This window comes from Deinococcus radiodurans R1 = ATCC 13939 = DSM 20539 (assembly GCF_000008565.1).
GTDB lineage: Bacteria > Deinococcota > Deinococci > Deinococcales > Deinococcaceae > Deinococcus > Deinococcus radiodurans.
On record NC_000959.1, the window covers coordinates 12725 to 34990 of the forward strand.

17 protein-coding genes and 5 pseudogenes are annotated in these 22266 nt (G+C 58.2%); 12 read left to right on the forward strand and 10 right to left on the reverse strand.

Going from position 1 to position 22266, the window contains the following annotated elements; translation table 11 throughout:
* Nucleotides 1–69: 69 nt before the first annotated feature.
* Both DR_RS16240 and DR_RS16245 read left to right on the forward strand, forming a co-directional pair.
* The gene (locus DR_RS16240) at nucleotides 70–609 is read left to right on the forward strand and encodes a helix-turn-helix transcriptional regulator (RefSeq protein WP_010884083.1); all 540 of its coding nucleotides are present in this window, start codon (nucleotides 70–72) and stop codon (nucleotides 607–609) included.
* Between the two features lie 296 nt (nucleotides 610–905).
* A complete protein-coding gene (locus tag DR_RS16245; protein ID WP_164928036.1) occupies nucleotides 906–1433 on the forward strand; it encodes an N-acetylmuramoyl-L-alanine amidase in 528 nt (175 codons plus the stop codon).
* A 40-nt stretch (nucleotides 1434–1473) separates the two neighbouring features.
* Here DR_RS16245 and DR_RS16250 read toward each other — a convergent pair whose 3' ends face one another.
* Nucleotides 1474–1977 (reverse strand): hypothetical protein, encoded by a 504-nt coding sequence (locus DR_RS16250; protein WP_010884110.1) that lies wholly within the window; start codon nucleotides 1975–1977, stop codon nucleotides 1474–1476.
* A 248-nt stretch (nucleotides 1978–2225) separates the two neighbouring features.
* Between DR_RS16250 and DR_RS17290 the strand changes: the two genes are divergently transcribed.
* Nucleotides 2226–3383 carry a PQQ-binding-like beta-propeller repeat protein gene (locus DR_RS17290; protein ID WP_227096829.1) on the forward strand — a complete coding sequence of 386 codons (1158 nt, stop codon included), beginning with the start codon at nucleotides 2226–2228 and terminating at the stop codon, nucleotides 3381–3383.
* On the opposite strand, the gene DR_RS16260 is transcribed toward DR_RS17290, so the two are convergent.
* Nucleotides 3316–4128 (reverse strand): phosphodiester glycosidase family protein, encoded by an 813-nt coding sequence (locus DR_RS16260; protein WP_010884111.1) that lies wholly within the window; start codon nucleotides 4126–4128, stop codon nucleotides 3316–3318. The two genes, DR_RS17290 and DR_RS16260, sit on opposite strands and share 68 nt — an antisense overlap.
* Before the next feature lie 291 nt (nucleotides 4129–4419).
* On the opposite strand from DR_RS16260, the gene DR_RS16265 reads away from it, so the two are divergent.
* The 3 genes from DR_RS16265 (at nucleotide 4420) to DR_RS16275 (ending at nucleotide 8098) form a co-directional block, all read left to right on the forward strand.
* Complete coding sequence (locus tag DR_RS16265; protein ID WP_164928037.1) at nucleotides 4420–5118, forward strand: DUF4158 domain-containing protein; 699 nt, start codon at nucleotides 4420–4422, stop codon at nucleotides 5116–5118.
* Nucleotides 5076–7391 carry a Tn3 family transposase gene (locus DR_RS16270; RefSeq protein ID WP_234944707.1) on the forward strand — a complete coding sequence of 772 codons (2316 nt, stop codon included), beginning with the start codon at nucleotides 5076–5078 and terminating at the stop codon, nucleotides 7389–7391. Before DR_RS16265 ends, DR_RS16270 begins: the two co-directional genes overlap by 43 nt.
* Nucleotides 7388–8098 carry a tyrosine-type recombinase/integrase gene (locus tag DR_RS16275; RefSeq protein WP_010884084.1) on the forward strand — a complete coding sequence of 237 codons (711 nt, stop codon included), beginning with the start codon at nucleotides 7388–7390 and terminating at the stop codon, nucleotides 8096–8098. Before DR_RS16270 ends, DR_RS16275 begins: the two co-directional genes overlap by 4 nt.
* A gap of 52 nt (nucleotides 8099–8150) precedes the next feature.
* Here the strand turns inward: DR_RS16275 and DR_RS16280 are convergent.
* Nucleotides 8151–8351, reverse strand: a pseudogene (locus DR_RS16280) (IS4 family transposase); the annotation flags it as partial.
* Between the two features lie 1030 nt (nucleotides 8352–9381).
* Between DR_RS16280 and DR_RS16285 the strand changes: the two are divergent.
* Complete coding sequence (locus tag DR_RS16285) at nucleotides 9382–10158, forward strand: site-specific DNA-methyltransferase (RefSeq protein ID WP_164928039.1); 777 nt, start codon at nucleotides 9382–9384, stop codon at nucleotides 10156–10158.
* Nucleotides 10159–10176: 18 nt separating this feature from the next.
* Here the strand turns inward: DR_RS16285 and DR_RS16290 are convergent, their stop codons facing one another.
* The 4 genes from DR_RS16290 to DR_RS16305 all read right to left on the reverse strand — a co-directional run bounded on the left by DR_RS16290 (nucleotide 10177) and on the right by DR_RS16305 (nucleotide 13829).
* The gene (locus DR_RS16290; protein WP_010884102.1) at nucleotides 10177–10545 is read right to left on the reverse strand and encodes a hypothetical protein; all 369 of its coding nucleotides are present in this window, start codon (nucleotides 10543–10545) and stop codon (nucleotides 10177–10179) included.
* 26 nt (nucleotides 10546–10571) lie between these two features.
* Nucleotides 10572–11168: a hypothetical protein gene (locus tag DR_RS16295; RefSeq protein ID WP_010884112.1), complete on the reverse strand. Its 597-nt coding sequence runs from the start codon at nucleotides 11166–11168 to the stop codon at nucleotides 10572–10574.
* Between the two features lie 1607 nt (nucleotides 11169–12775).
* Nucleotides 12776–12997 (reverse strand): hypothetical protein, encoded by a 222-nt coding sequence (locus DR_RS16300; protein ID WP_164928040.1) that lies wholly within the window; start codon nucleotides 12995–12997, stop codon nucleotides 12776–12778.
* Between the two features lie 259 nt (nucleotides 12998–13256).
* A complete protein-coding gene (locus DR_RS16305) occupies nucleotides 13257–13829 on the reverse strand; it encodes a hypothetical protein (protein WP_010884107.1) in 573 nt (190 codons plus the stop codon).
* Between the two features lie 144 nt (nucleotides 13830–13973).
* Between DR_RS16305 and DR_RS17295 the strand changes: the two genes are divergently transcribed.
* The 3 genes from DR_RS17295 to DR_RS16320 all read left to right on the forward strand — a co-directional run bounded on the left by DR_RS17295 (nucleotide 13974) and on the right by DR_RS16320 (nucleotide 16148).
* Nucleotides 13974–14213, forward strand: coding sequence for a helix-turn-helix domain-containing protein (locus tag DR_RS17295; protein WP_081824526.1), 240 nt, complete (start codon nucleotides 13974–13976; stop codon nucleotides 14211–14213).
* 177 nt (nucleotides 14214–14390) lie between these two features.
* Complete coding sequence (locus DR_RS16315; RefSeq protein ID WP_010884096.1) at nucleotides 14391–14990, forward strand: ParA family protein; 600 nt, start codon at nucleotides 14391–14393, stop codon at nucleotides 14988–14990.
* 417 nt (nucleotides 14991–15407) lie between these two features.
* The gene (locus DR_RS16320; protein WP_010884105.1) at nucleotides 15408–16148 is read left to right on the forward strand and encodes a hypothetical protein; all 741 of its coding nucleotides are present in this window, start codon (nucleotides 15408–15410) and stop codon (nucleotides 16146–16148) included.
* Between the two features lie 56 nt (nucleotides 16149–16204).
* On the opposite strand, the pseudogene DR_RS16325 reads toward DR_RS16320, so the two are convergent.
* Nucleotides 16205–17215: pseudogene (locus DR_RS16325) on the reverse strand (IS66-like element ISDra8 family transposase); the annotation flags it as partial.
* Nucleotides 17216–17438: 223 nt separating this feature from the next.
* On the opposite strand from DR_RS16325, the pseudogene DR_RS16330 reads away from it, so the two are divergent.
* Nucleotides 17439–18414 (forward strand): annotated as a pseudogene (locus DR_RS16330) (transposase).
* 2 nt (nucleotides 18415–18416) lie between these two features.
* Here DR_RS16330 and DR_RS16335 read toward each other — a convergent pair.
* A pseudogene (locus DR_RS16335) lies at nucleotides 18417–18806 on the reverse strand (DUF6444 domain-containing protein); the annotation flags it as partial.
* Nucleotides 18807–19221: 415 nt separating this feature from the next.
* On the opposite strand from DR_RS16335, the gene DR_RS16340 reads away from it, so the two are divergent.
* Nucleotides 19222–20520: a hypothetical protein gene (locus tag DR_RS16340; RefSeq protein WP_010884103.1), complete on the forward strand. Its 1299-nt coding sequence runs from the start codon at nucleotides 19222–19224 to the stop codon at nucleotides 20518–20520.
* 495 nt (nucleotides 20521–21015) lie between these two features.
* Here the strand turns inward: DR_RS16340 and DR_RS16350 are convergent.
* Nucleotides 21016–22025: pseudogene (locus DR_RS16350) on the reverse strand (transposase).
* Nucleotides 22026–22266 lie beyond the last annotated feature (241 nt).

The window sequence follows — 22266 nt, forward strand, 5'->3', positions numbered from 1 at the left end:
TGACCAGTCCCGCAATTCCTGACAGAATTACGTTATCCGCGTATTTCTCAGATTCGCCGGGAGGTCTCCTTGCTGGTCCGCAATGCACAGCTCCAGGTCGTCAGCACCCAACCCCTCATCGCCCGCTTGCTCGAAGATGCGCTCCATGCCCGTCTCCCTGAATTTCCGGCCGCCTCGCTGGTCCTGGACTGGCCGGTCGGCTTTGCCTTTCAGGTTGTGACGCCAGAATCGGCGGCCAGTAGCTTCGTCCTGACCCAGAACGCCTGTCCCGAGTACCTCGATGATCTGTGGAACCTGGGCCTGCTGGGCTTGGCGTACCGGAGCCGCACCCTGGAGGAACTCGCGGAGTTACTGCGGCGTGCAGAAACCCAGGAGCGGGTCCGCTTGACGCCTGCTCAGCGCTCTCCTTTGACGCCAGCGGAAGGGGACTTGCTGCGCCTGGTAGCACGCGGTCTCGCCAACAAGGAAATTGCCCGTGAGTTGGGGATTGCCAACCAGACGGTGCAGAACGGGTTGACGCGCGTGTTTCAGAAACTTGGTTGCGACGGGCGCAGTGAAGCCATCCTGCACTACTGGGGGCTGACGGCTGCGACCAAAGAGCCTCTCTGAATGCAGTTTGTTGCCTGAGCCTGCAATCGAACTCCCATGACGGCACCGCTCCTGATTCAAGGAGCGGTGCCTCCGTCTTTAAAAGCGGTCGCCTATCCACAACGACGTGAGCGCACGGAACAGGGAGAAATCCGCCGGTAGCTCTGGACCAAAATTCCGGTAGAAACCGTTCTTTCGCACGAATTATGTCCAAAGCATACTCATTCGTGAGGTGGCCGCTTCGCTCAGCGTTGAGAACGACGGTCTCAACACGGTTCTCGCTCTTTCATGACCCATTTTTGGGAAAGGAACAGACCATGCCTTACGACGTTTTGATTGATCCTGGACACGGTGGCGCCGACAGTGGCGCGGTAAATTCGAAGACCAACACTTTGGAAAAGAACTTGAACATGGATTCGTCTCTGTCTGTGGAGTATTTCCTCGGCCAACGCGGCAGGACGACGAAAATGACCCGCACCACGGATGTCGATATTGACAACTACCAGCGCGCCTACCAGGGCGTCAGGGAAGGTGCCAAGATTTTCGTCTCGGTGCACCATGACTCTGCCGAGGTCGGCCGCTCGCTGGTGTACCACGACAACAAGGCTGAATCGATTCGCCTCGCGAACAAGGTGGCAGGCTACATGGGGGGTATCTCGGTCGTGAGCATGAACCAGAGTCCCCACGGCCGCCTCTACATCGCTGATTTCACGACCGGGCCGTCCATCCTGATCGAGATGGGGCCAACTCGCCCTTACACCCGTGATGAGCGGATCGCACGCTGTCAGCTGCGGCCAACGCCATCGCGGACTTCATCGCCAACAACTTCTCGTAAACTTTCCTGAAAGATGCGGGCAGCCTGTGGCTGCCCGCATCTNTTTTCTGTTATGTCAGGCCAATGAGCACCGTCCGGTAACTTTTTCCGTTGGAGAATTTGAGCGTTACGAGATAGCTGGTGAGATAATATCTGCTGCCATAACGCTTTTTCGCTTCTCTACGTAAGCGACCTTGAGCATCGTCAAGCTTGAGAATAATCCGGTTGCTCTCAACCCTCCAGCCTGGCGTGCTCCCGGACTTATTGAGTACAAAGGACTGATGGCCCAGCATGTCGCACTGACGCTCATCGCAGGCGTTGGTCTGATGCACGTAGGTCACGGTGACGCTGACTGGCACCACCATCTGGGTGGTACGCACGTATTCATCACTGCCGATCACCCCGTATAGCCCATCTGAGGCTTGCAGAAGATGCTGGCTGCGCGGCTGCACCTGGTAGATCAGCCGAAAGCTACCGTCTCGAAGCGTAGAAGGGCCAGCCATGCCGCCCGTCAGACCCACACTGGAAAGCAGCAAAGCGCTGGTACAGGCACCTGTACGCCATACCTTAATCATAACCGCAGCATAAAGCAGTCGTCTCTCCCTTCTTTTGGGTGACGCCGCTGGCTGCTGCAAGCTCTGATAATGGGGAGATTTCACGTCTTGTGGTGCTGTCGATAGGCAGATGGTATGGGAGACCGGCCAGCCTCAGCTCTCTAAGTCCAGGAGGAATAACGATGCGTAGAACCGTACGGCTCGCTCTATTTCAGTTTTTGGTCGCCACGCTGGCGAGTTTCACGCCTACCCTCGCCGCTAAGCCGAGCATGCAGTGGGCAGTGACGCGAAGCGCCACCCCGGCACCTTCTTCTGTTACCACCGATTCCACTCGGGTATATCTGGTGGAAGGCCAGCGTCTTCAAGCCCGGCGACTGTCCGACGGTAAGTTAATCTGGCAAGCGGGAACTGGGATCAGCTCGCCCCTTGTGGTCGAACGGGGCATAGTCTACGTCACAGGTCGGGCTCGCGAAGTCTTCGCTTTTAATGCGACTGACGGGCGAAAGCTCTGGTCCACGGTACTTACAGGCGTGCCAGAGCAGTCACATGGCGGGTGGGCAGATACTCTCTCAGTTGACCACGGTATGCTCTTGGTTGCCTCCACACGAGGGATCTGGGGGGTAAACGCACGGACGGGCCAGCAACGGTGGTTTCGCGAACTTCTTGATGCACGTGGCCCCTTAGTTCAGCTAGGGAGCATCACGGTCTGGCAGGTCTCTACGCCTCTCAAGAGTTTCACGTTCGGCTTGCAATCGGAGACCGGCCGAGAAGTCTGGAGGGTGCAGACCGGGGCGACACCACTTCTTCAGGAAGATAAGTACGTGTTCGTGACGGTCCCCGGTTCCCCGAGTGCTTACCGCATGATCGATGTCCCGAGCGGTCGCAGTATTCGGGTGGATCACAACTTCAGAGTTGGTGCCCCTTCAGGACAGCAACCGGCTCAGGGAACACCTGGAGAGCTATTTGTGACAGGGATGGAGGTTTGCGTCCGCGTGACAAACGGTGAGGTTGACCGATTGAATTGCGTGAACCGGCAGCAGGGCCGGAGGACCGGAGGAGAGGCAGATTTATTGAGGCAAGCGCTGGGTGAGCACCCTGTAAAAGTGCGTCGTCTCTTGAATGCCAGTCTTCCCTCTGGCTGTGTGGGCACAGCAGTCAAGACCGCTGTAGGGGTCGTGCTGGTCGATGCACCGGACATGACTAAGACCCGGCTTTCTCAATTGCCGTCTCGGGCGTTTGCCTGCTTCTTCCCTGTAAGCAACACCTTGAAGGTTGTTCCGGTAGGGGGGCAACTCATTGCCATTGACGAGAAAGGCAGACAAGTCTGGGTGGTTAACGTTCAGGGGAGAGTCCAGCAGGTCATTCCTGTGGATGGGCGCTTATTGGTCGCCACCAGTGCTGAACTCCGCATACTCTCCTGGCCGTGAGCACACGAGGTANGGCCGCACTCCTGAGGAGTGCGGCCCCATTACAGCCAACTTCAGCTAATGATGCCGACCATGGTCTTGACTTGCGGCCGTCGCCCGCATTCCGGAACTCTGCACACAGCATCTGAGCTGAGCCGCTCGAGTCCAGGAAAATGCCGTCGAGGGCACCGAGGGTCTGTTTAATGGCTTGGCGGAACTGCCCGGCGGTGGCTCCAAGCTGGCCACTCGCGGTCATAACGAGGTAGACATAACCCGCCTCGTTGTATACCAGGCCTGCACGCTGGATCACGCCGTCGGGGTTAGGGAGGTTTTGCTGTGTGACTGCGATGTCCCTCCAGTTGGCGTCGTTCTGGAGGCTCATGCTCACGCCGCCCTGCGCCCAGTAATTGCTACGGTTGGTCACCGAAATTTGGCTGGCGTTACTCACAACGCGGACCCCGATGGTTCGGCTCACGGTGTCGTGGAAGACGGTTCCGCGCGCATAGCCCACATTGGCCCAGCCGCTGCCGTAGCTTGTGTCTTGATAAATTAGGCTGCCAACAGGAACGTCGTTGTTGACGGTCAGGGAAAGGAGGGGTTGACTTTCAATGGGCTCTCCGAGAATGTAAAAACCCCCGTTGATTCCGTAATGTCCGCTGGCGGTTACATTGCTGTTGATGCGTCGCAGAACGATATTGCTGGCCGTGGTCTTCATATAGTGAAGTGTGATGCCGTTGTACGTTGCTTTTCCGTAGACGTAAGCCATGTTGTTTCTCCTTGAGATGAAGTACTGAAGCGGCCGCTTCGAGAGTTAGTATGCTTCTGGCGTAGTTTTCCTGCGAGAGTGTTTTCTACCGTAATCTCAAGGAGAACTCCTGTGAGACTTCTCCTTGGGCTCGAGGATCTAGAGTGCCGAGTCTCTGCTTGGTATTGGCACTTCCCTCAATGCTGGTGGGAGGTGTACCCTGCGGTGCCCCTACAGCACGCGCCATGGTGACCGACACTTCTCTGGAAGTACCGTCACTGCCGATTCCCGGCACTTTTTCAGGGAGGCTCCATGCAGCAGCGCTGGACCATCGACGAACTCATCGACACCTGGACGCTGCTGCCCACCGAGACCGACCTGCTGCGGAACAAGACCGGCCCCACCCGCCTGGGCTTCGCCGTCATGCTCAAGGCCTTCCAGCACGAGGGCCGTTTCCCCTACAACACCCATGAGGTGCCCGAAGCCGTCGTTGAGTACGTCGCCCGGCAGGTCGGCGTGGCGACCGACGAGTACCGGGCCTTCAATTGGCGCAGCCGCAACAGCAGCTACCAGCGTCAGGACATCCGGGCGTTCTGTGGGTTCCGCGAGTTCATTACCGAGGATGCGGGCACGCTGACGGACTGGCTGAGCCAGTCCGTCGTTCCGCACGAGGCACACTCCGGCGCTGTGACCGAAGCTGCTCTGCGCTGGCTCCGCGAGAACGGTATCGAGCCGCCCAGCCCCGGGCGGCTCCAGCGGTTCGTGGACGCGGCGGAACGGCACTATGACCTGCGCCTGTGTCAGACCATCCACGACCGCTTGAGCACCGATCACCGGGCAGGGCTGGAGGCGCTGCTGAGGCTGACGGTATTGGAGGAAGACCAGCCGGAAGACCACGAGGGCCAAGGCCCTCGTGGCTCAGCCCTGCAACACTGCGGACCAACTCCGAGAAACGCGGTGTGGAGAGCGTGGAAGAGCAGATCGAGAAACTGCGCCTGCTTCGCCGGTTGAAGCTCCCCCAGACGCTTTTCGCGGACGTGGCCCCCCACGTCCTGACCCGTTACCGCGAGCGGGCCTCCAACGAGTCCCCCAGTCACTTTCGTGCCCAGATCCCACCTGTGCGTCTCACGCTCCTGGCCGCTTTCTGTGCTGCGCGTGCCGCCGAGTTGACTGATGCCCTGGTGACGCACCTGATGGACATGGTTCACCACATCAACGTCAAAGCCGAGCGGCGGGTCGAGCGCAACTTCGTGGCCGAGTTCCGGCGGGTCCATAACAAGGACCGCATTCTGGAGCGGCTGCTGGAGGCCGCGCTGGGGAGTCCCGACGGCACCGTACGTGAGGTGCTGTTCCCAGTGGTGGACGAGCAGACCCTGCGTGACCTGCTGCGTGAGTACAAGGAGAAGGGAGGCTTCCGGCAGCAGGTCCACACCATCGTGCGCGGCACCTACCGCAGCCACTACCGGCGGATGATCCCCTGGCTGCTCACCGAACTGTCGTTCCGGTCCAACAATCACCGGCACCAGCCGGTGATCGACGCCCTGAGCCTGCTGGGGCGGTATGTGGACAGCAACGCGAGAATCTACCCGTCCGAGGAACACATCCCGGTCGGTGGCGTGATCGACCGGAACATCCGTGACCTGATTCTCGAACGGGGGCCGGATGGTGGAACGCGCGTCAACCGCGTGAATTACGAGCTGTGCGTCCTGTCCGCGCTGCGGGACGCTCTGCGTTCCCGCGAAATCTGGGTGGTCGGGGCCGACAAGTACCGCGACCCCGACAAGGACCTGCCCCAGGACTTCGAGGCCCGCAAGGAAAGTTACTTCCAGGCGCTGAGACAGCCGCAGGAGGTGGACACCTTCGTGCAGGGTCTGGAGCAGCAGCTCAAGGACGCCCTGGTGATGCTGCACGACGGCTTGCCGAAGAATCCTGGCGTGCGGGTGGTCGCGCGGGACGGGGGCCGCTTCGTGGTCACGCCCCTGACCCGGCAGCCGGACCCGCCCTTCTACGACACCTTGAAGGGCGAGGTGGGGCGGCAGTTCTGGAACACCCAGTTGCTCGATGTCCTGGTCGAGGTGGACCGACGTGCAGGGATTACCCCGCACTTCAAGAGCTTCATGACGCGCGAGAACATGCCGCGTGACCAGCTCCAGCAGCGCTTGCTGCTGTGCCTGTACGGCCTGGGGACGAACACGGGACTGAAGCGGGTGGCCGCCGGGCAGGACGGGGTCGGGTACTCGGACCTGAAGTACGTCCGGCGGCATTACATCCACCGCGACGCSCTGCGGGCGGCGAACGCCGNGSTGGTGAACGCCACGCTGGCCGCGCGCCGCCCGGACATCTGGGGCGAGGGGACCACCAGTTGCGCCAGTGATGCCAAGAAATACGCCGCCTGGGACGGGAACCTGCGGACGCAGCGGTCTATCCGGTACGGCGGGGACGGGGTGATGATCTACTGGCACGTCGAGAGACGGGCCAGTTGCATCTACTCCAGCATGAAGTCCTGCTCGTCGTCGGAAGTCGCCGCGATGATCGAGGGCGTGCTGCGTCACTGCACCACGCTGTCCGTCGAGAAGAACTACGTGGATACCCATGGGCAGAGCGAGCCSGGCTTCGCCTTCACGCACCTGCTGGGATTCAAACTGATGCCCCGTCTGGCGGACATCGCCCATCAGCGGCTTTACCTGCCGAATATGGCGTTCGCGGCGCAGGTGCCGAACCTCGCCGCTGTGCAGGCACAGCGGTCGATCCGCTGGGACCTCATCCGCCAGCAGTACGAGCCGATGGTCAAGTACGCGACGGCTCTGCGGCTGGGGCTGGCCGACCCCAAAGCCATTCTGCAACGCTTCACCCGGGCCAACGCCCAGCATCCGACCTACGCAGCCCTGTGCGAACTGGGGAAGGTGCTGCGGACGATCTTCGTCTGCGAGTACCTGCACCGGGAGGAGGTGCGCCGGGAGATTCACGAGGGGCTGAATGTCATCGAAACTTGGAACGGCACGACCAACTTCATCTTTTTCGGCAAGGGTGGGGAGATCAGCACCAACAACCTCGAAGGGCAGGAAATCTCCATGCTGGCGCTGCAACTGCTGCAAAACAGCCTGGTGTACGTCAACACCCTGATGATCCAGCGGGTGCTGGGCAGCGAAACTTGGCGACAGCGGATGACCGCCGAGGACTGGCGGGCCCTGTCCCCCCTGATGCACCACCACATCAACCCATACGGGGAGTTCAAACTGGACCTGACCCACAGGCTCAAGCTGGAGGTCGAGGTGGACGCATGACACAGACGCGGCGCACCGGGGCGAAGAAGAAAGCGCGTGAACTGGCGAAACTGCTGCGGGCTGAGCGGCCAGACTACGCCTACCTCAAGGAAGTGTTCCGTCATCTGCGGGCCGAACTGGAAGTGGAGGTGCCGGGACCGTCACGCCGTCTGCCGTGGGTGCCGACCGAGGAGCAGGTGCGGGCGTTCTACGAGGCGGTGTGGCGCACGCGCCGCACCGCTGACCTCGTGCTGATCAAGACCTTCCTGTACACCGGTGTACGCGTGTCCGAACTGGTGATGATGCGCCTCGCGGACGTGGACCTGGACGCCTGCCAGATCCGGGTAAACCTGGGGAAGGGGAGCAAGGACCGGGTGGTGCCGTTCCCAGCACCCTTCAAGGAGACGCTGGCGCTTCATATCGGCCAGAGACGACAACAGGGAGGAATCTACCTGTTCGAGTCGTCGTGGAAACGTCGCTACAGCGAMCGGGGCGTGCGGCGGATGTTCGAGCGGTACACGGCCCTGGCGGAGATCGACCGCAGCCTGTCGCCGCACAAGCTGCGGCATTTCCTGCTGACCTGGCTCAAGAAACAGGGCCTCGACGACGCGCTGATTCAGCCGTACAGCGGCCATGCTTCCCGGCAGTCGTTAGAAATCTACTCGCGGCTGGCGCTGGGCGAGGCCCAGCGCGAGTACGACCGGGTGATCGGGCGTTTTCCTGTATAGCTCGGGAAAGCCTTCACTTTGCGCTTGATAGCAGCTTCCTTAAACCACCCCCGTCCAGACTCAGCAAGACCTTCCCCGGTGGAAGATGGACGACGAGCAGAGCGATGAAAAAGCCCATGTCCAGCTGCTCATCCCGGAAGGTGCGGTCTGCTCGTCTCTTCTTAMCCTGCGGGGTACTCATCCCCGGCATATGGGCACTCAGGTCGTGATGATTGACGCTCCTCGCGGCAATCATCGCCAGGAGGACATCGATGAGCCGCTGGAGCGTGTCGATGCGGAGGTGACTGGCGTGCGCTTTGAAGTGCCCGGTGAGTGCGGTAGCCTGCTGGACAGCGGATTCTGTCGATTTCACACTCCCAGGAAACCGCGAACAGTCGGCCCCATCAAGCTTGATGGGGCCGACTGTTGGTTTTTGCCGTCTGGGACAGCGTCGAACCGAAGTTGTCACCTACTGAGCTGACCACCTACCCACCCAACACTTTGCATAGTTCCCGCGTGAATGCTAACTTTCCATTTGATGCAGCTACCCCGACCCCTCACCTGCACCGAGAAGCTGGTGCTGCTTTACATCGCTCTGTGTGGTGAACGGGAATACAGCGCTACCAGCCTTGCTCTCGCACTCGGGGTCAGTCGTAAGGCCAGTCATATTGCTCTGAGGCGTCTGATTTCTCTGGGGCATGTGCTGGTGCTGGAGCAACCTAGGGGGCGACGTGGTGGAAGATACAAAGTCAACTCGCACTTCGGGAGTCCAGCTCAATGACGCAACCTCTTCTCTTTGACCTGCCAACGCCACGACCTACCTACCGGGATACTGCCTTCGCTTCCAACAAGACGCTGGCGATGCACCGTTGGGTGAACTGGATTGCGGGATTCTCCTCTGAGTTTGTGCAGCACGCTCTTGAGCTGCATCTTCCTGACCCCAACCCTGAGCAAGTCGTTCTAGACCCCTTCGGCGGCGTTGGTACCACACCGATTACCGCCTTTCTGCGAGGCCACTCTGTCGTCTCCTACGACATCAACCCCTTTCCTCTGTTGGTGCAGCGGGCCAAGCTCAGAGCTATTCAGGACGTGACTCCTGCTGAATTTGCACAGCAGATTGAAGCGTTCACAGCTCACATGGCGACTGGAGGAGTACCCAAGAGCAAGGTGCCCCAGGGCTTTACCTCGCGGACGCCCTTCTACAGCGAGAAGGTGCTGGTGAAGGTGCTGCACGTTTGGGACTTCATCAACGAGGTGGCCGATGAAGACTGCGCGACNTGTTCCAGGTGGCCTTCGGAGCCACGATGGTGTCCTACTCGAACTATTCCTATGAGCCGTCATTGGGTTCCAGGGCGGCTGCCGGGAAACCTGACATCGAGGACGCTGACGTGGCCCAGGTCATGCGGGACAAGCTGCTGGAGATGCACGCCGACCTATTAGGCGTGCAGGGCATCAAGTTGGGTGGCCAGACCGCTCAGGTGTACCAAGGGTCTTTCATGCGTTCAGAGCTACCCGACTCCAGCGTTGACTTGATGGTGACCTCGCCGCCCTACCTGAACAACTATCACTACCTGCGGAATACCCGGCCTCACCTTTACTGGCTGGGCTACGCTACCAGCCCGAAGGACTTGCGGTACTTGGAATTGGACAACTACGGCAAATACTGGCAGACCGTGCGAGACGCGAAGTATCAGACCTCACTGATATTTGATTCACCTTGGCTGCAAGACCTGGTGAACCAGCTCGCGGGCGTTCAGTCAGATAGAGGCGTGTATGGCGGCCAAGGATGGGCGAACTATGCCACTGAGTATTTCAACGACACCTACCGCTTCTTGCAGAAGACGCAAGCTGTATTGCGTCCTGGCGCGAAGGCCCTGATTGTCGTCGGCAACTCTATCGTCAAAGGTACAAACCTGCCTATTGACGAGGTATTCACCCACATCGCTCAGCACTTGGGCTTCAGCGGCCACGACATCCACATGGTGCGTGATTCCCGCATCGGCTCGAGCATTGTGGGGACTGGGCTACGGTCTGAGGGGAAAGGGAGACTGTACGAGGCCGTGGTTGAACTGACCAGGTAACCACAATCACGGGCCTAACTACAGGGTCTCTTTCATCTTCCTCCCTCTATCTCTACCCTCCGCTGCCCTAAGCGCTTCCCGATGCGCCAGCGCCAACTTGGACGGCAACTTCCCTGGGTTGTACCGCCACGGCACCACATATTTGAAGACGAGCGCCTGTGCCTGCTCAGCTTTACGGTGCCGGACGCTGGTCAGCCAAATCTTGACCCGCTTGCGCACCTCACTGTCGTAAGCACTGTAAGTATCCGGCTCGACGAAGGCCCAGCGCTTGAGGGCAATCAGCTCCTTGGTGACCTGATTTACCCCTTTGATGAGTTCCGCTTCCTTCTTCCAAGCGGCGATAGTGCCTCCTGGTGAACTCTCGTAGAAGTGTTTGCGCCCGGTCATCTCGCGGATGATTTTGATTTTGAGTCTTACGAATCCCGGTTCACCTGAAGCGACAGCCTGCCCTCTTCCAAAGTCTGGTCAGCCCGCCCAGGTCGTGCTTCTGCACGACCTAACTTCTGGTCGCTGAACTCTGGCCGCCACCGGATGATGAAAGGAACCAGTCGGATGCTGGGTGCGCATCTCAAGTCTTGCAACTCGGGGAGGCCTCGGTACTTCGCTTTCCGTCCCAAGATGACCCACCCTTCTGGAACAGGAATCACCCGGCTGCCTTTGACCTGCTTTGGCCCCTCTTCCCTATGGGCCAACACGTCGGGTGATTCAGGGTCAGGGTAGAACTGGAAGTTCTGCCTCCGATATTCGGCCAGCTCCTCTTCACTCTTCCCGACCAGCGACAGGTCCTCGACGTAGCGGTCAAGTGCCCTCTCCTCCAGCTCAACCGAAGTCAGCCACCGGCTTTCCTCGGACGCTTTCTCCCCCTTCGTCCGTCTGCGTTTTGGGTCAGCTCTTTGCGCTGAAGTGAGCGGTACAAGTACACCGTGGGTGTACTTGTTGGACTGACGAAGCACCAGAATCAGAGGCCAATAATCCTCGACTCGGTAACGGTAGCGACTCCAGATGGGCACGAAAAAACTTCTCCTGTTTGGTCTTCAAAAAAAAGTTGGGTGACCACGAAGAGTCAATCGATCACTGTGTCGCTGAGGGGTGAGAAGTCCCTCTCCACAGGTCACGCGAAGTCACCACTGAGTTCCAATCACTTGCCTGGCCCCCTTCACCTGCCTGGCTCCTTGCGGAAACCAAACCGATTACTACGGTGCCTCTGTCGCTCTACTTTCCGGTGTGTTGTCCACGAGTTTGACCCCGCGTGATTCCACAAGACTCTCAGGTTTTTCGCACCCTGAGTTCCCCAGCCACTTAATCACAGTGACAGGCCGACACCTCCAGTTCTCACCAGCGATGCGTAGAACGATCCCATGTTTCCGAGCGTGTCTTCCCGAGCAGGGAGGGTGATCACGTTTTATCGCGCGACCCTTTTTTGGAGACTCCCCCGAGGTTCAGTATCCTTGCGGGCTACACCACNTTTCAGTGTGCCTTGATGTGAGGTGAAAGCCGGAAAGCCCCCCCACCTGTAGCCCGGTCTGTGACCTGTTCTTCCCCTCAGCTTCTGCATCTCTTTACCAGTTCCTAGCTGGTTCACCCTATGCTCCTCATCCAGTTCCTTAGGGGCCGTCACCTTGTGCGAGGCACCGACCTTCTCAACCTTCAGAGCAACTGCCGGAGCTGGCAGCGGTTGGCTTTGCGAAGATCAACTTCATTCCAACTTCCATCACTCAGTACATGGCGGACGACTCTGCTCACTCCCTCCAGCTCTGACCTCCTCAGCCGGAGCATGACCTAAGAGGTCATGCCGATAGACCTCCCCTTGCGGGCAGCCCCCGGCCCAAACCGTGCTGGCATCTCTTAAACGCACACGGCTTTCCAGCCTCATGACTGGACTCTCGCACCGGCTCTCACCCCGGTGTTTGACTGCGGCTCCTTGCGTAATCGAAAGGGACTCTTCGTAGTCCCTGTTAGGCTAACAGAACAAAGAATGGATTGCAGCGCCCCATACATATCCCGACTTTCTTTTATAATCCCTCCTAATCCACTTGCCTCCAATTCACCCAGAGCATAAGCTTAAGCATGGCTTCTGCTCCATCTGAACCCACTTTTCCCGTGTCTTCCTCCCAATGGCTCCAGCTTCGGGGTTTAGGCAACATGGAAACGTTGCGGCAGATGCTCAAGCTGGCTGAGGAGACCTGGGGCATTGACCTGCGGGCAGGTGCAGGAGGCGGAAGGCAAATCGGCGCAGACTTGGACGCGTTACTTGTTCGAAGTTTTGCGCGGGCGAGGAGTGAGCAGCGGGCGGTGCTGGAGGTCTGGCGTGAGCAACTTGAAGAGGTGAAGCTGCCAGTAGCCCTGACCGCTGTGACCAGACCCTACCCGGCTTCTCTGTCCTCCTCAGAGACACACCAACTCTCGCAACTCGTGTCGGCTCAAGTGCAAGCAGCCCTGCAAAATTTTTTGCAGGAGCAACGCCAACTCGCGATCACCGAACGGGATGAGCAGCGCCGACTTTGGAACCGGGAGTGGGAACACTCCCTTCACAAAGCGGAGGTCAGTTTCACTCACAAGCTGGAAGCCGTCACCGCAGAGTACGAAGCTGCTCTGCGAACCTTCGAGGCGAAGCGATTCAGCCGATGCCAAGACCCTGACCGAACTGAGTGGAGTGATGACCAACCTCATCAACTCGGTGCACTCTCTGACCCACTCCCTCAGTCAACGCCAATGGGAAGTCAGTGAAGCCAAGCAACTCAGGAGCAGCATGGAGGAACTCCTCGAGACAGGTCGCCAGATAGAGAAGCGGCACCAGCAACTTGAGAACAGAGCGCGGGCGGCGATAGCCAGTCGTCATGGGTGCAAGATGTCCTGCCGAAGTTGGTGTGGTTAGGGGTGCTTGCAGGTATAGCCGTGACCTCCTCTCTCCACCTGGTGCTGCCGACCAAGTTCCAGCTTTTTGTGGATGGTGGCCTGCTTGTACTGGCCCTGGTCTTTGGTGTGGGACTGTGGGTCTGGCTCCGGCAGAACAGAGAGGAGTGAGAGACAGTCAGTCCCTCACTCCAGTTCCTCTACGCTCGGTTGACCTCACCGCCTAACGCGGTGAGCAGATGTCTTCAGAAGTTGGGAAGCACCCAGCGGCATTCCCGCTGGTCAGTCTCCGCGAAAGCCACTGAGCCGGAGAGACGCCCCTCATCCCAACTGACGATGAGCAAGCAGTGCTCCTCAGAGACCAGACTCAGCTCATGTGCTCTCTCTATCCATTCCAACGCATCGGTCAGATTGGGCTGTCGGCGGTTCGGCCACACCAACCAGTGTCCAACCCAGTCAAGCTCGGGCTGACACTGCCGGTAAGCATCGGTGAGGCCCAGCAGGTACTCGGCAGAACAAGCTAAGGGGTCATGCTTGAGGAGTGAGCTATAACCTCCCAAGTGGGCATGGTGAATCTCAAACGGCTCGCCCCGCTTACCGAAGAGTGGGCCGCCACGGTGCTCACCGTGGCTATAGAGCACACCACGCAACTGAGCTTTCGCCGTGGGCATCACTTGGACTGTAGAAGTCGGTTCAGGTGCCTCGGCATCAGGTTGTGGAACGCGCTGACTCAAAAGCGGCAGATAGAACTGATGGGCACGCCTTAGCTCAAAGCGCTGCTGCCCAGAGACGGTAACTGGGAACGGAGTATCTTGCATTGATCCACCTCAACTGGTTTTGGATTCTGAAGGGGCTTGAGTGTCCAAGCCCGTGCCCCTTCAGAGCCGCAGTATTCCTACTTTGAGTATGTACGTCAAGTAGGAATAAAGAGGGAGGGGCCAAGATGAGGCAAGATGTAACCCATGTCTGAAGTTAGGTGGCGACTCAAAGAATTTCTGGCAGAGCGCAACCTCACCGCTTACGCCCTCTCCAAAGAGGGCGGCATCCATAGACTCAGCACGGTCTACCGAATCACAGGGAGTGACGCCCCGACCCGTGTTGACCTGCCTACACTGGCAAAAGTGCTTGATGGCCTGCGGAAGCTGACTGGAGAGGATGTCCAGATAGGAGACATCTTGGAGTACCTCCCTGATGGGAAGTAGATAGGGAGAGCAGCTCAGCCCCTATGCCTTTACTGATAGCTCGGATACAGGTCAGTCCATGCCCCCTCTCCCCTACTTGACCTATAGCTTCCTAGGGACGGCCCGATTAAATGGACATAAGAAAAAATTTCCAAAAATACATACATCTTTCTGTTTTTCTGGATATAGTCCGGAAGTATGCGTGTTTATGGGATAACTAATGTTAAGGGCGGAAGTGGAAAGACTCACGCAACCGTCCATCTAGCCTACCTTGCTTCCCAGAGAGGGGAGAGGGTGGCCGTCCTCGACCTAGACCCCACCCGCCAATCGGTGAACTGGATAGAGCTGGCTGGCCTCGGTTTGCCCGCGATGCCTCTGGACATCAAGCAGGATGATCTGGAGGGGTACATCGCTCAGCTCCGGTCAGATGGAGACTTCGACGCGGTCTTCATCGACACCCCGGCCAACGACCGGGACGCCACCCTCGAAACCCTCTTAGTTTCGGATGTGGCCCTAATTCCAGTAGGGGTCGGTACCAGTGACACGGGGATGCTCGGAACAACCGAGCGCCAGGTGAAGCGGGCACTGCAACTGCGGCCAAGTCTCAAGCCCTACATCCTGATCAACCGTGCCCGATTCGCTCCGGCCCGCGAGCGGGAGACGGAAGCCGAGTGTGCCAAGACGGGCATCCCGGTCTTGCAGAGCCGGATTCCCCTCAGGGGGAATTATCAGGCTGCTGCTGGCAAGACCCCCACGGATGAACACTATGCCGAAGTCTGGCAGGAGGTGAACGCTTGAGCCTGCCACCTCCCCCTCGTAAGAAGTCGCAGGGTTCCATGCCTTCGATGCTCGACAAGAACCGGGAAGTCGAGGACCAGCAGGCCCAGGCTGAAGCCTTGGCTCTTCCTGAACTGCCTGAGGTACCAACGACCAAAGTCACCTTTAGCCCAGTGACCCAAGATGCCTTGGATACTTTTGACGATGCTTACCGCCAATGCGTAAGCAGCGCCGTTCCCTCAAGCGCTATCACTTGGCTGATGCTCTATTCGCCAGTCTGGAGGATCCTGAGGTCGTGGCCGCCGTCATTAAGCGATTGCGCTGAACCTGAAATCCGTGTAGACCACCTAACGCTTTATTTGGCTGTGCAAGGTTGGCGAAAAGGAAAAGTAGTATTTCCGTCTGGCATCTAGGTCAGAGGCTTTGTAAGAGGGAGAAATGGCGCCTGAAACATATGACGAACAGTTAACTCGAGAACTAATGAGACTGGGAGTGACAAGCAGGCTGAAAAATGCCCCCAAGTTTCACTTTTGGGAGATAGGTGAGGGCAAGCGAGAAGCTTATAAAGGTATTGACGCTGCCCTAGTCGCCTTCCAGAGACGAGAAATGCGAGGAGAAAAGCTTAATCAGAAAGAGGAGAGAGCATACGAACAACTCAAAGAAATGTTTTATGATACTGAAATCAATCCTTATACCCATAATCTCTACAACGAGGATCAGGAAGCTTCATCGTCCAAGCCTCTAATGGTGGGGTACACCTATAAGGGGGACTCTTTCGTGCTGTCCAATCCTAAGGAAACAACGAGCAGAATTCGAGAGCACTTCCACCCCATTCGCTGGAAAGAGTTTGAAGACTACGGCGATTGGGAACTTCTTCGGGAAGTCATACCAGCCATGCAAGTGGCGCGGGTGCAACTTAGTATTTATGAGGAACAGCGCTGGCTCTACGATGAACGCAGCCAGCGGGCTGCTGAGTCCCTGGCCTACAGGATTGAGAAAGTCTACCCGCGCCACCAGTTGCCGAAATCTATTCAGGTTGGCGAACAGCAGAAAGCTGTATTCGAAGAATACGTCTACAAGCTGGATAGGGGGACACGCACGAATGCGCGTCGCTGGTTCCAAGAGACACTAGCGAAGCTCTCTGGAACCAGGCGAAACCGAAAAGTGACCAGTATTTAAGGGACTGAGCCGTAGGMAACCCGTGAGGCCCTCTACGGCTCAAATGTAGTAACTGCTCAGCACGAGAAGTCGAGTTTGGGTAAGACGCCACGAAAAACGTCAACCAAGCCCGTCCAAACTGATAGGCCCTGCTTCTGAAGGGTAGAAATGAAGCTGCGAACCCGGCAGAACGCCTGACCTCCGACCTCCGAGCGAAACCCACCCGAAACCTTGCGTTTTACACAGGCCATCCTGATGTCACGTTCCGCCTGATTGTTGTCAAACGGCACGTCAGCACGCTCCAGGAAAAGCAGCATCGCTGCGCGGTGCTGCTGACACCGCAAGGCCAGGTTGCGCCCCGGAAGCTGTTTGGGCTTCCCTCGCCGCTTTGGAACAGGTTCCTGTACTGGATTTGCTTCCAGGCCAGCCAGCACCAGTTCGTCAAATCGCGTATAGAACACAGCTCTTTGCTCATCCGTCAGTGTCCCGGTCTTCTGGGCATGGTAGACCTGCTGCAACGCCCGCCGCAGTTCACCGGCCCAGGGTTGCCGGTCATGCTCATCCAGTTTGCGCAGTTCGCGCAGCAGGTGAGCATTGCACAGTGCATGTTCTCCAGGAAGACGGAAATAGGTACTCCAGGCGTCGTGAACCACGACGCCSGTAAAGTCGGTCAACACGCCAGCCGCTTCAAGAGCCGCGTAGCCGCGCTTCTCGTGCAAGGTATAGAGCGTTCCCCTCGCAAAACAGGCCACGTGAAACCAGTTCAACTTCCCATTCACCTTTGCGCCTGTTTCATCCGCATGAAGTACAGCTTGTTGCCTCAAGCCAGTTTTCAGGTCGTCCTCGAAAGGCTCAAGGCGTTCTGAGGCCAGGTTGATGTTGAGCGCCACCGTACCATCGCTGATGGACGCGCCGAAGAGCGCGTCCGTCAGCTGAGTGACCCGTTCCAATGGGATGAAATGCCCCACGTTCAGCAAGGTCGTGAAGGCATGGAGTCGCGGGCCGTACTGCACCTGACCAGGGACATGCTCGGGAAAAGCGGCCTGTCCACGACAGCCGCAGTTCGGACAGCGTTTCACTTCGGCCTGATCTCAGTAGGTGACAACTTTGGTTCGACGCTGTCCCAGACGGCAAAAACCAACAGTCGGCCCCATCAAGCTTGATGGGGCCGACTGTTCGCGGTGTCCTGGGAGTGTGAAATCGACAGAATCCGCTGTCCAGCAGGCTACCGCACTCACCCGGCACTTCAAAGCGCACGCCAGTCACCTCCGCATCGACACGCTCCAGCGGCTCATCGATGTCCTCCTGGCGATGATTGCCGCGAGGAGCGTCAATCATCACGACCTGAGTGCCCATATGCCGGGGATGAGTACCCCAGAAGAGACGAGCAGACCGCACCTTCCGGGATGAGCAACTGGACATGGGCTTCTTCATTGCTCTGCTCGTCGTCCATCTTCCACCGGGGAAGGTTTTGCTGAGTTTGGACCGCACCAATTGGGAGCATGGCGAGACCCCCATCAACTTTCTGGTGCTTGGAGCCGTGGTTCACGGCTTCACCCTGCCGCTCATCTGGGTGCCTCTCGACCAGTCTGGGAACAGTCACACCTACGCTCGAATGTGGCTGGTGTTGAAGCTCCTTCGGGCCTTGCCAGCGAAACGCTGGCTGGGCCTGGTGGCCGATCGGGAGTTCATCGGCGCGGAATGGTTCCGCTTTCTTCGTCGTCAGGGCATCAAGAGGGCAATTCGTATCCGACAGACCGACATGCTAGACGACATGAAGGGGAAAGAGTGGTTTGAGCACGTCCAGCACGGTCATTTTCACGAGATTGGCGAAAAGGTGTTCGTGTTCGGGGAGTTGATGCGGGTGGTCGCAACGAGGTCACCTGTGGGTGACCTCTCCATCATCGCCACAGATTTCAGTGCTCGGAAGACCTGGAGGCTCTACAAACAGCGCTGGTCGATTGAGTGCACCTTCAGCAGTTTCAAAAAGCGAGGCTTTGACTTAGAGCGAACCGGAATGACGGAAAGGAGCCGTCTACAGCGACTCTTCGGACTGGTGACATTGGCTTGGATGTTCTGTTTGCGCCTGGGGGTCTGGCTGAGCCAGACCTGGCCCATCCCCGTTCTGAAGCATGGTCGGAGAGCGGTCAGTCTGGTGCGGCACGGTGCTCAGCATCTCGTGGATGCCCTACGGTGGAAACCCCAACAGTTCATGGCGGTCCTAGAGGTGTTAATACAGCCTTTTTGCCCGCCAGGAGCGGCTGAAAGTGAAGTTGTCACCTACTGAGCGGCCTGATACTCGGTGATGTGAAGGCGGATTTCTGGCAGGTCGTGAACCTGCCTGGCAAAGCAGTTCGCGACCTCCACCTCTTCCCAGCTCGTTCCACAAGGACACGTTCCCGTGAGCGGAAGGGTTTGAATTTCGTCGGGCTGGTCACTGAATTTCAGTGTTTTCCCTGGGTGTCCTAGCTGTCCACCAGAAGAGCGTACGCTCTTCTGGCSCTCGCTTTTGGGTTTCCAGGGTGGGTCTTTGCTCGGCGGTTGATTGGAGTTGCGGCTATCCAGACCAAGAAGGGCTTGAATAGCCCGCAGCTCGGCTTGCAATGCGGCGACTTCAGCCTGGAGGCGAGTCACCTCGGCAGCAAGTCGTTCGCAGTTGGGACAGGTCTCTTGCGTGATGCCCCTACTCTACCCGTTTCCGCTTCGCAAGTCCCCCTGCTGAGCAGTTACCAAATGTATATCCGATAGAATGTTAAGCAGTAATAACACAAATGTCTACTTGCGCTTCGGCATGTTAGGGGCTATGCTCATCATTAACCCGGAGGTCACCGAGTAGCAGACCAAAGGGAACACCCCCCGGGTGGATTCGCCGTCCATTATCCCAGAGGGTGCTCACCACTAGTTGATTTTTGACCGCTAAGAGCGGTGGCTTTCGCCTATGCCCATGTTACGCGCCATGGGCGTTTCGGTCAATGTATCGAACACCTTCAGTCGAGGGAAGCGCGTCGGAGCAGGAAATGAAAGCAGTTCAGGCTGAGTTCAGCGGTTTTGGCCGGGGTGTCCTCCATCGTGGAGGAAAAACTGGAGGCGGGCTATGAGCAGGTCTCTGACCCCAGCGGAGGCAGAGCAGCTCTCCTATGAAAACTCGCGGCGCTTACAACTGGCGGCTCAGGCCAGGATGCTGCGGGGTGAGTCAGGTCCCTTGCCGCCTCCAGCGGTGCGTCAGGTGCCACAGAAGCCAGAGCCGCCCACCCTGGACACCATCAAGGCGGAGAACGAAGAAAAAATCGAGGCGCTCAAGAAGTTGGGCCTCTACCGCAAGACTCCCCGGATGCGTCCGGTCATCAGCGGCTACAAGCCCCGCAAGACTTGGCGTCCCACGGTCTTTCCTCACCAGCCGGGCCAGTACCTGACCAAGCTCAGTCGCTCGGTCAGCCGGGAGTGGAGACAGATTCTCCTGAGCGTCAGCACGGCCAGTCTGTCGGGTGGCAAGCTGACGGGTTCGCAGGGGCGCAATCTCATTCGTATCGTCGAGGAGTTGCGGAAGCACTGCTTCATGCGGGTGGACGCCGAAGGCAAGCCTGTGGAGGTCAGGGAGCAGGTGGTGCAGGTGGTGGATGGGGAAGACTTCTGCTTTGCCCGGGAGTGTGGGCTGAGTCCCAGGAGCTTTTACCGGGCGCTGAATCATCCGCTGGCCCATCTCTTCATTCGGACGCAGAAGGTGCAGTACGTCGAGGCAGAGACGCGGGCGAGGCGCAACTGCGCCACGCTCTTCAGCGTAGCCCTGTACGAGCCGCTGATGCCGGAGGTGTTGGAAGATGCCTACTGGGAAGAGCCGGTGGAGCTAGAGGAGAATTTCGTCGTCCCAGACTTTAACTGCCAAGATGGCGGAACTAAAAGACGACCCCTACAGAATCAAAAACAAAAGGCAAATTGTGGAAAACTCACCGCCCTACTCGGGGGGTCGTCCGCCAACGCACTCAGCGGAGAAGCCCGGCAAGACTTCCTGGGCTGGATTGACAGCGCACGCCTGGTCACAAAGGCGGCGGATGCTCCTTACCATGATGCCTATGACGCCAATTTGGGCGGTTGTCTAGACAGATTGCGAGATACCAACCCTGGACTCTTTGAATTTGCTGTCCAAATCGCCATTCATCACGACAACCCCAAGGTGCACGAGATAGCTGTGGTGGGCTACTACAAGGCCCTGATTCACCTGGGGGTCAAACGGGTCCGCTACTGGGTCCAGCGGGTCGAGAAGTACCGCCTCCAGAAGCAGCGCGTCGACAATCCCGGCAAACTGCTGACGTATCACCTCAACAAGGAGGCTAGGAAGAGAACAGGCTTTGGCCTCAGCGACCTGGGCACAGAACCAGGGCACTACATCAGTTAGCCGTCCACCCTTCTAGAGGTGGCTACAGGTCTTGATGGGCTTCTATCCCTAATCATACGGGGCCGAACTATTCTTTAGAGATAAGTTTTTGCTAGAACAATCTGCAACAGTTTCTAAAGCCAAATAGAACGACTAAAGTTTACTTCATCCTAGTATCAGCTAGCATTCTATCTATGATGGCGCCTTCAGTAGGTGACAACTTCGCTTTCAGCGGTTCCTGGCGGGCAAAAAGCCCGGATTAACACCTCTAGGAGCGCCATGAACTGTTTGGGTTTCCACCGTAGGGCATCCACGAGATGCTGAGCACCGTGTCGCACCAGACTGACCGCTCTCCGACCATGTTTCAGAACGGGGATGGGCCAGGTCTGGCTGAGCCAGACCCCAAGTCGCGGACAGAATATCCAAGCCAACGTCACCAGGCCGAAGAGTCGCTGTAGACGGCTCCTTTCCGTCATTCCAGGCCGATCCAGGTCAAAGCCCCGCTTCTTGAAGCTGCTAAAGGTGCACTCGATTGACCAGCGCCTCAGTAGGTGACAATTCGTCTCCAGCCGCGCCTGGCGGGCAGAAAGGACGGGTGAGCAGTTCCAGGAAAGCCCTGAATCGTTCGGGTTTCCAACGCAGGGCCTCCACGAGATGCTGAGCGCCGTGCCGCACCAGGCTGACCGCCTTACGACCATGTTTTAGGACGGGGATGGGCCAGGTCTGGCCGAGCCAGACCCCCAAACGCAAACAGAACATCCAGGCCAGCGTCACCAGGCCGAAGAGTCGCTGCAGACGTCTTCTTTCTGTGATTCCAGTGCGTTCCAGGTCGAAGTCTCGCTTCTTGAAGCTGCTGAAGGTGCACTCTATCGACCAGCGCTGCTTGTAGAGCTTCCAGGTCTTCCGAGCACTGAAATCGGTAGCGATGATGAGAGGTCACCCCCAGGTGACCTCGTCGCCACCACGCGCATCAGTTCCCCGAACACGAACACCTTTTCGCCGATCTCGTGGAAATGACCGTGCTGGACATGTTCGAACCATTCTTTCCCACTCATGTCGTCCAGCATGTCGCTGTGCCGAATGCGGATCGCCCGCTTGATGCCATGACGACGGAGAAACCGGAACCATTCCGCACCGATGAACTCACGATCTGCCACCAGGCCCAGCCAGCGTTTCGCTGGCAAGGCCCGAAGAAGCTTCAATACCAGCCACATCCGGGCGTAGGTGTGACTGTTCCCGGACTCGTCAAGGGGCACCCAGATCAGCGGCAGAGTGAAGCCGTGAACCACGGCTCCGAGCACCAGAAAGTTGATCGGGGTCTCGCCATGCTCCCAGTTCGTGCGGTCCAGGCTCAGCAAGACCTTTCCTGGTGGCAGGTGGACGACGAGCAGAGCGATGAAAAAGCCCATGTCCAGCTGCTCATCCCGGAAGGTGCGGTCTGCTCGTCTCTTCTTGCCCTGTGGGGTACTCATCCCCGGCATATGGGCACTCAAGTCGTGATGATTGACGCTCCTCGCGGCAATCATCGCCAGGAGGACATCGATGAGCCGCTGGAGCGTGTCGATGCGGAGGTGACTGGCGTGCGTTTTGAAGTGCCGGGTGAGTACGGTAGCCTGCTGAGCAGCGGATTCTGTTGATTTCACACTCCCAGGACACCGCAAACAGTCGGCCCCATCAAGCTTGATGGGGCCGACTGTTGGTTTTCTCCGTCTGGGACGAGGGTAAACTGAAGTTGTCACCTACTGAGGTCAACCCCTAATCGCCATT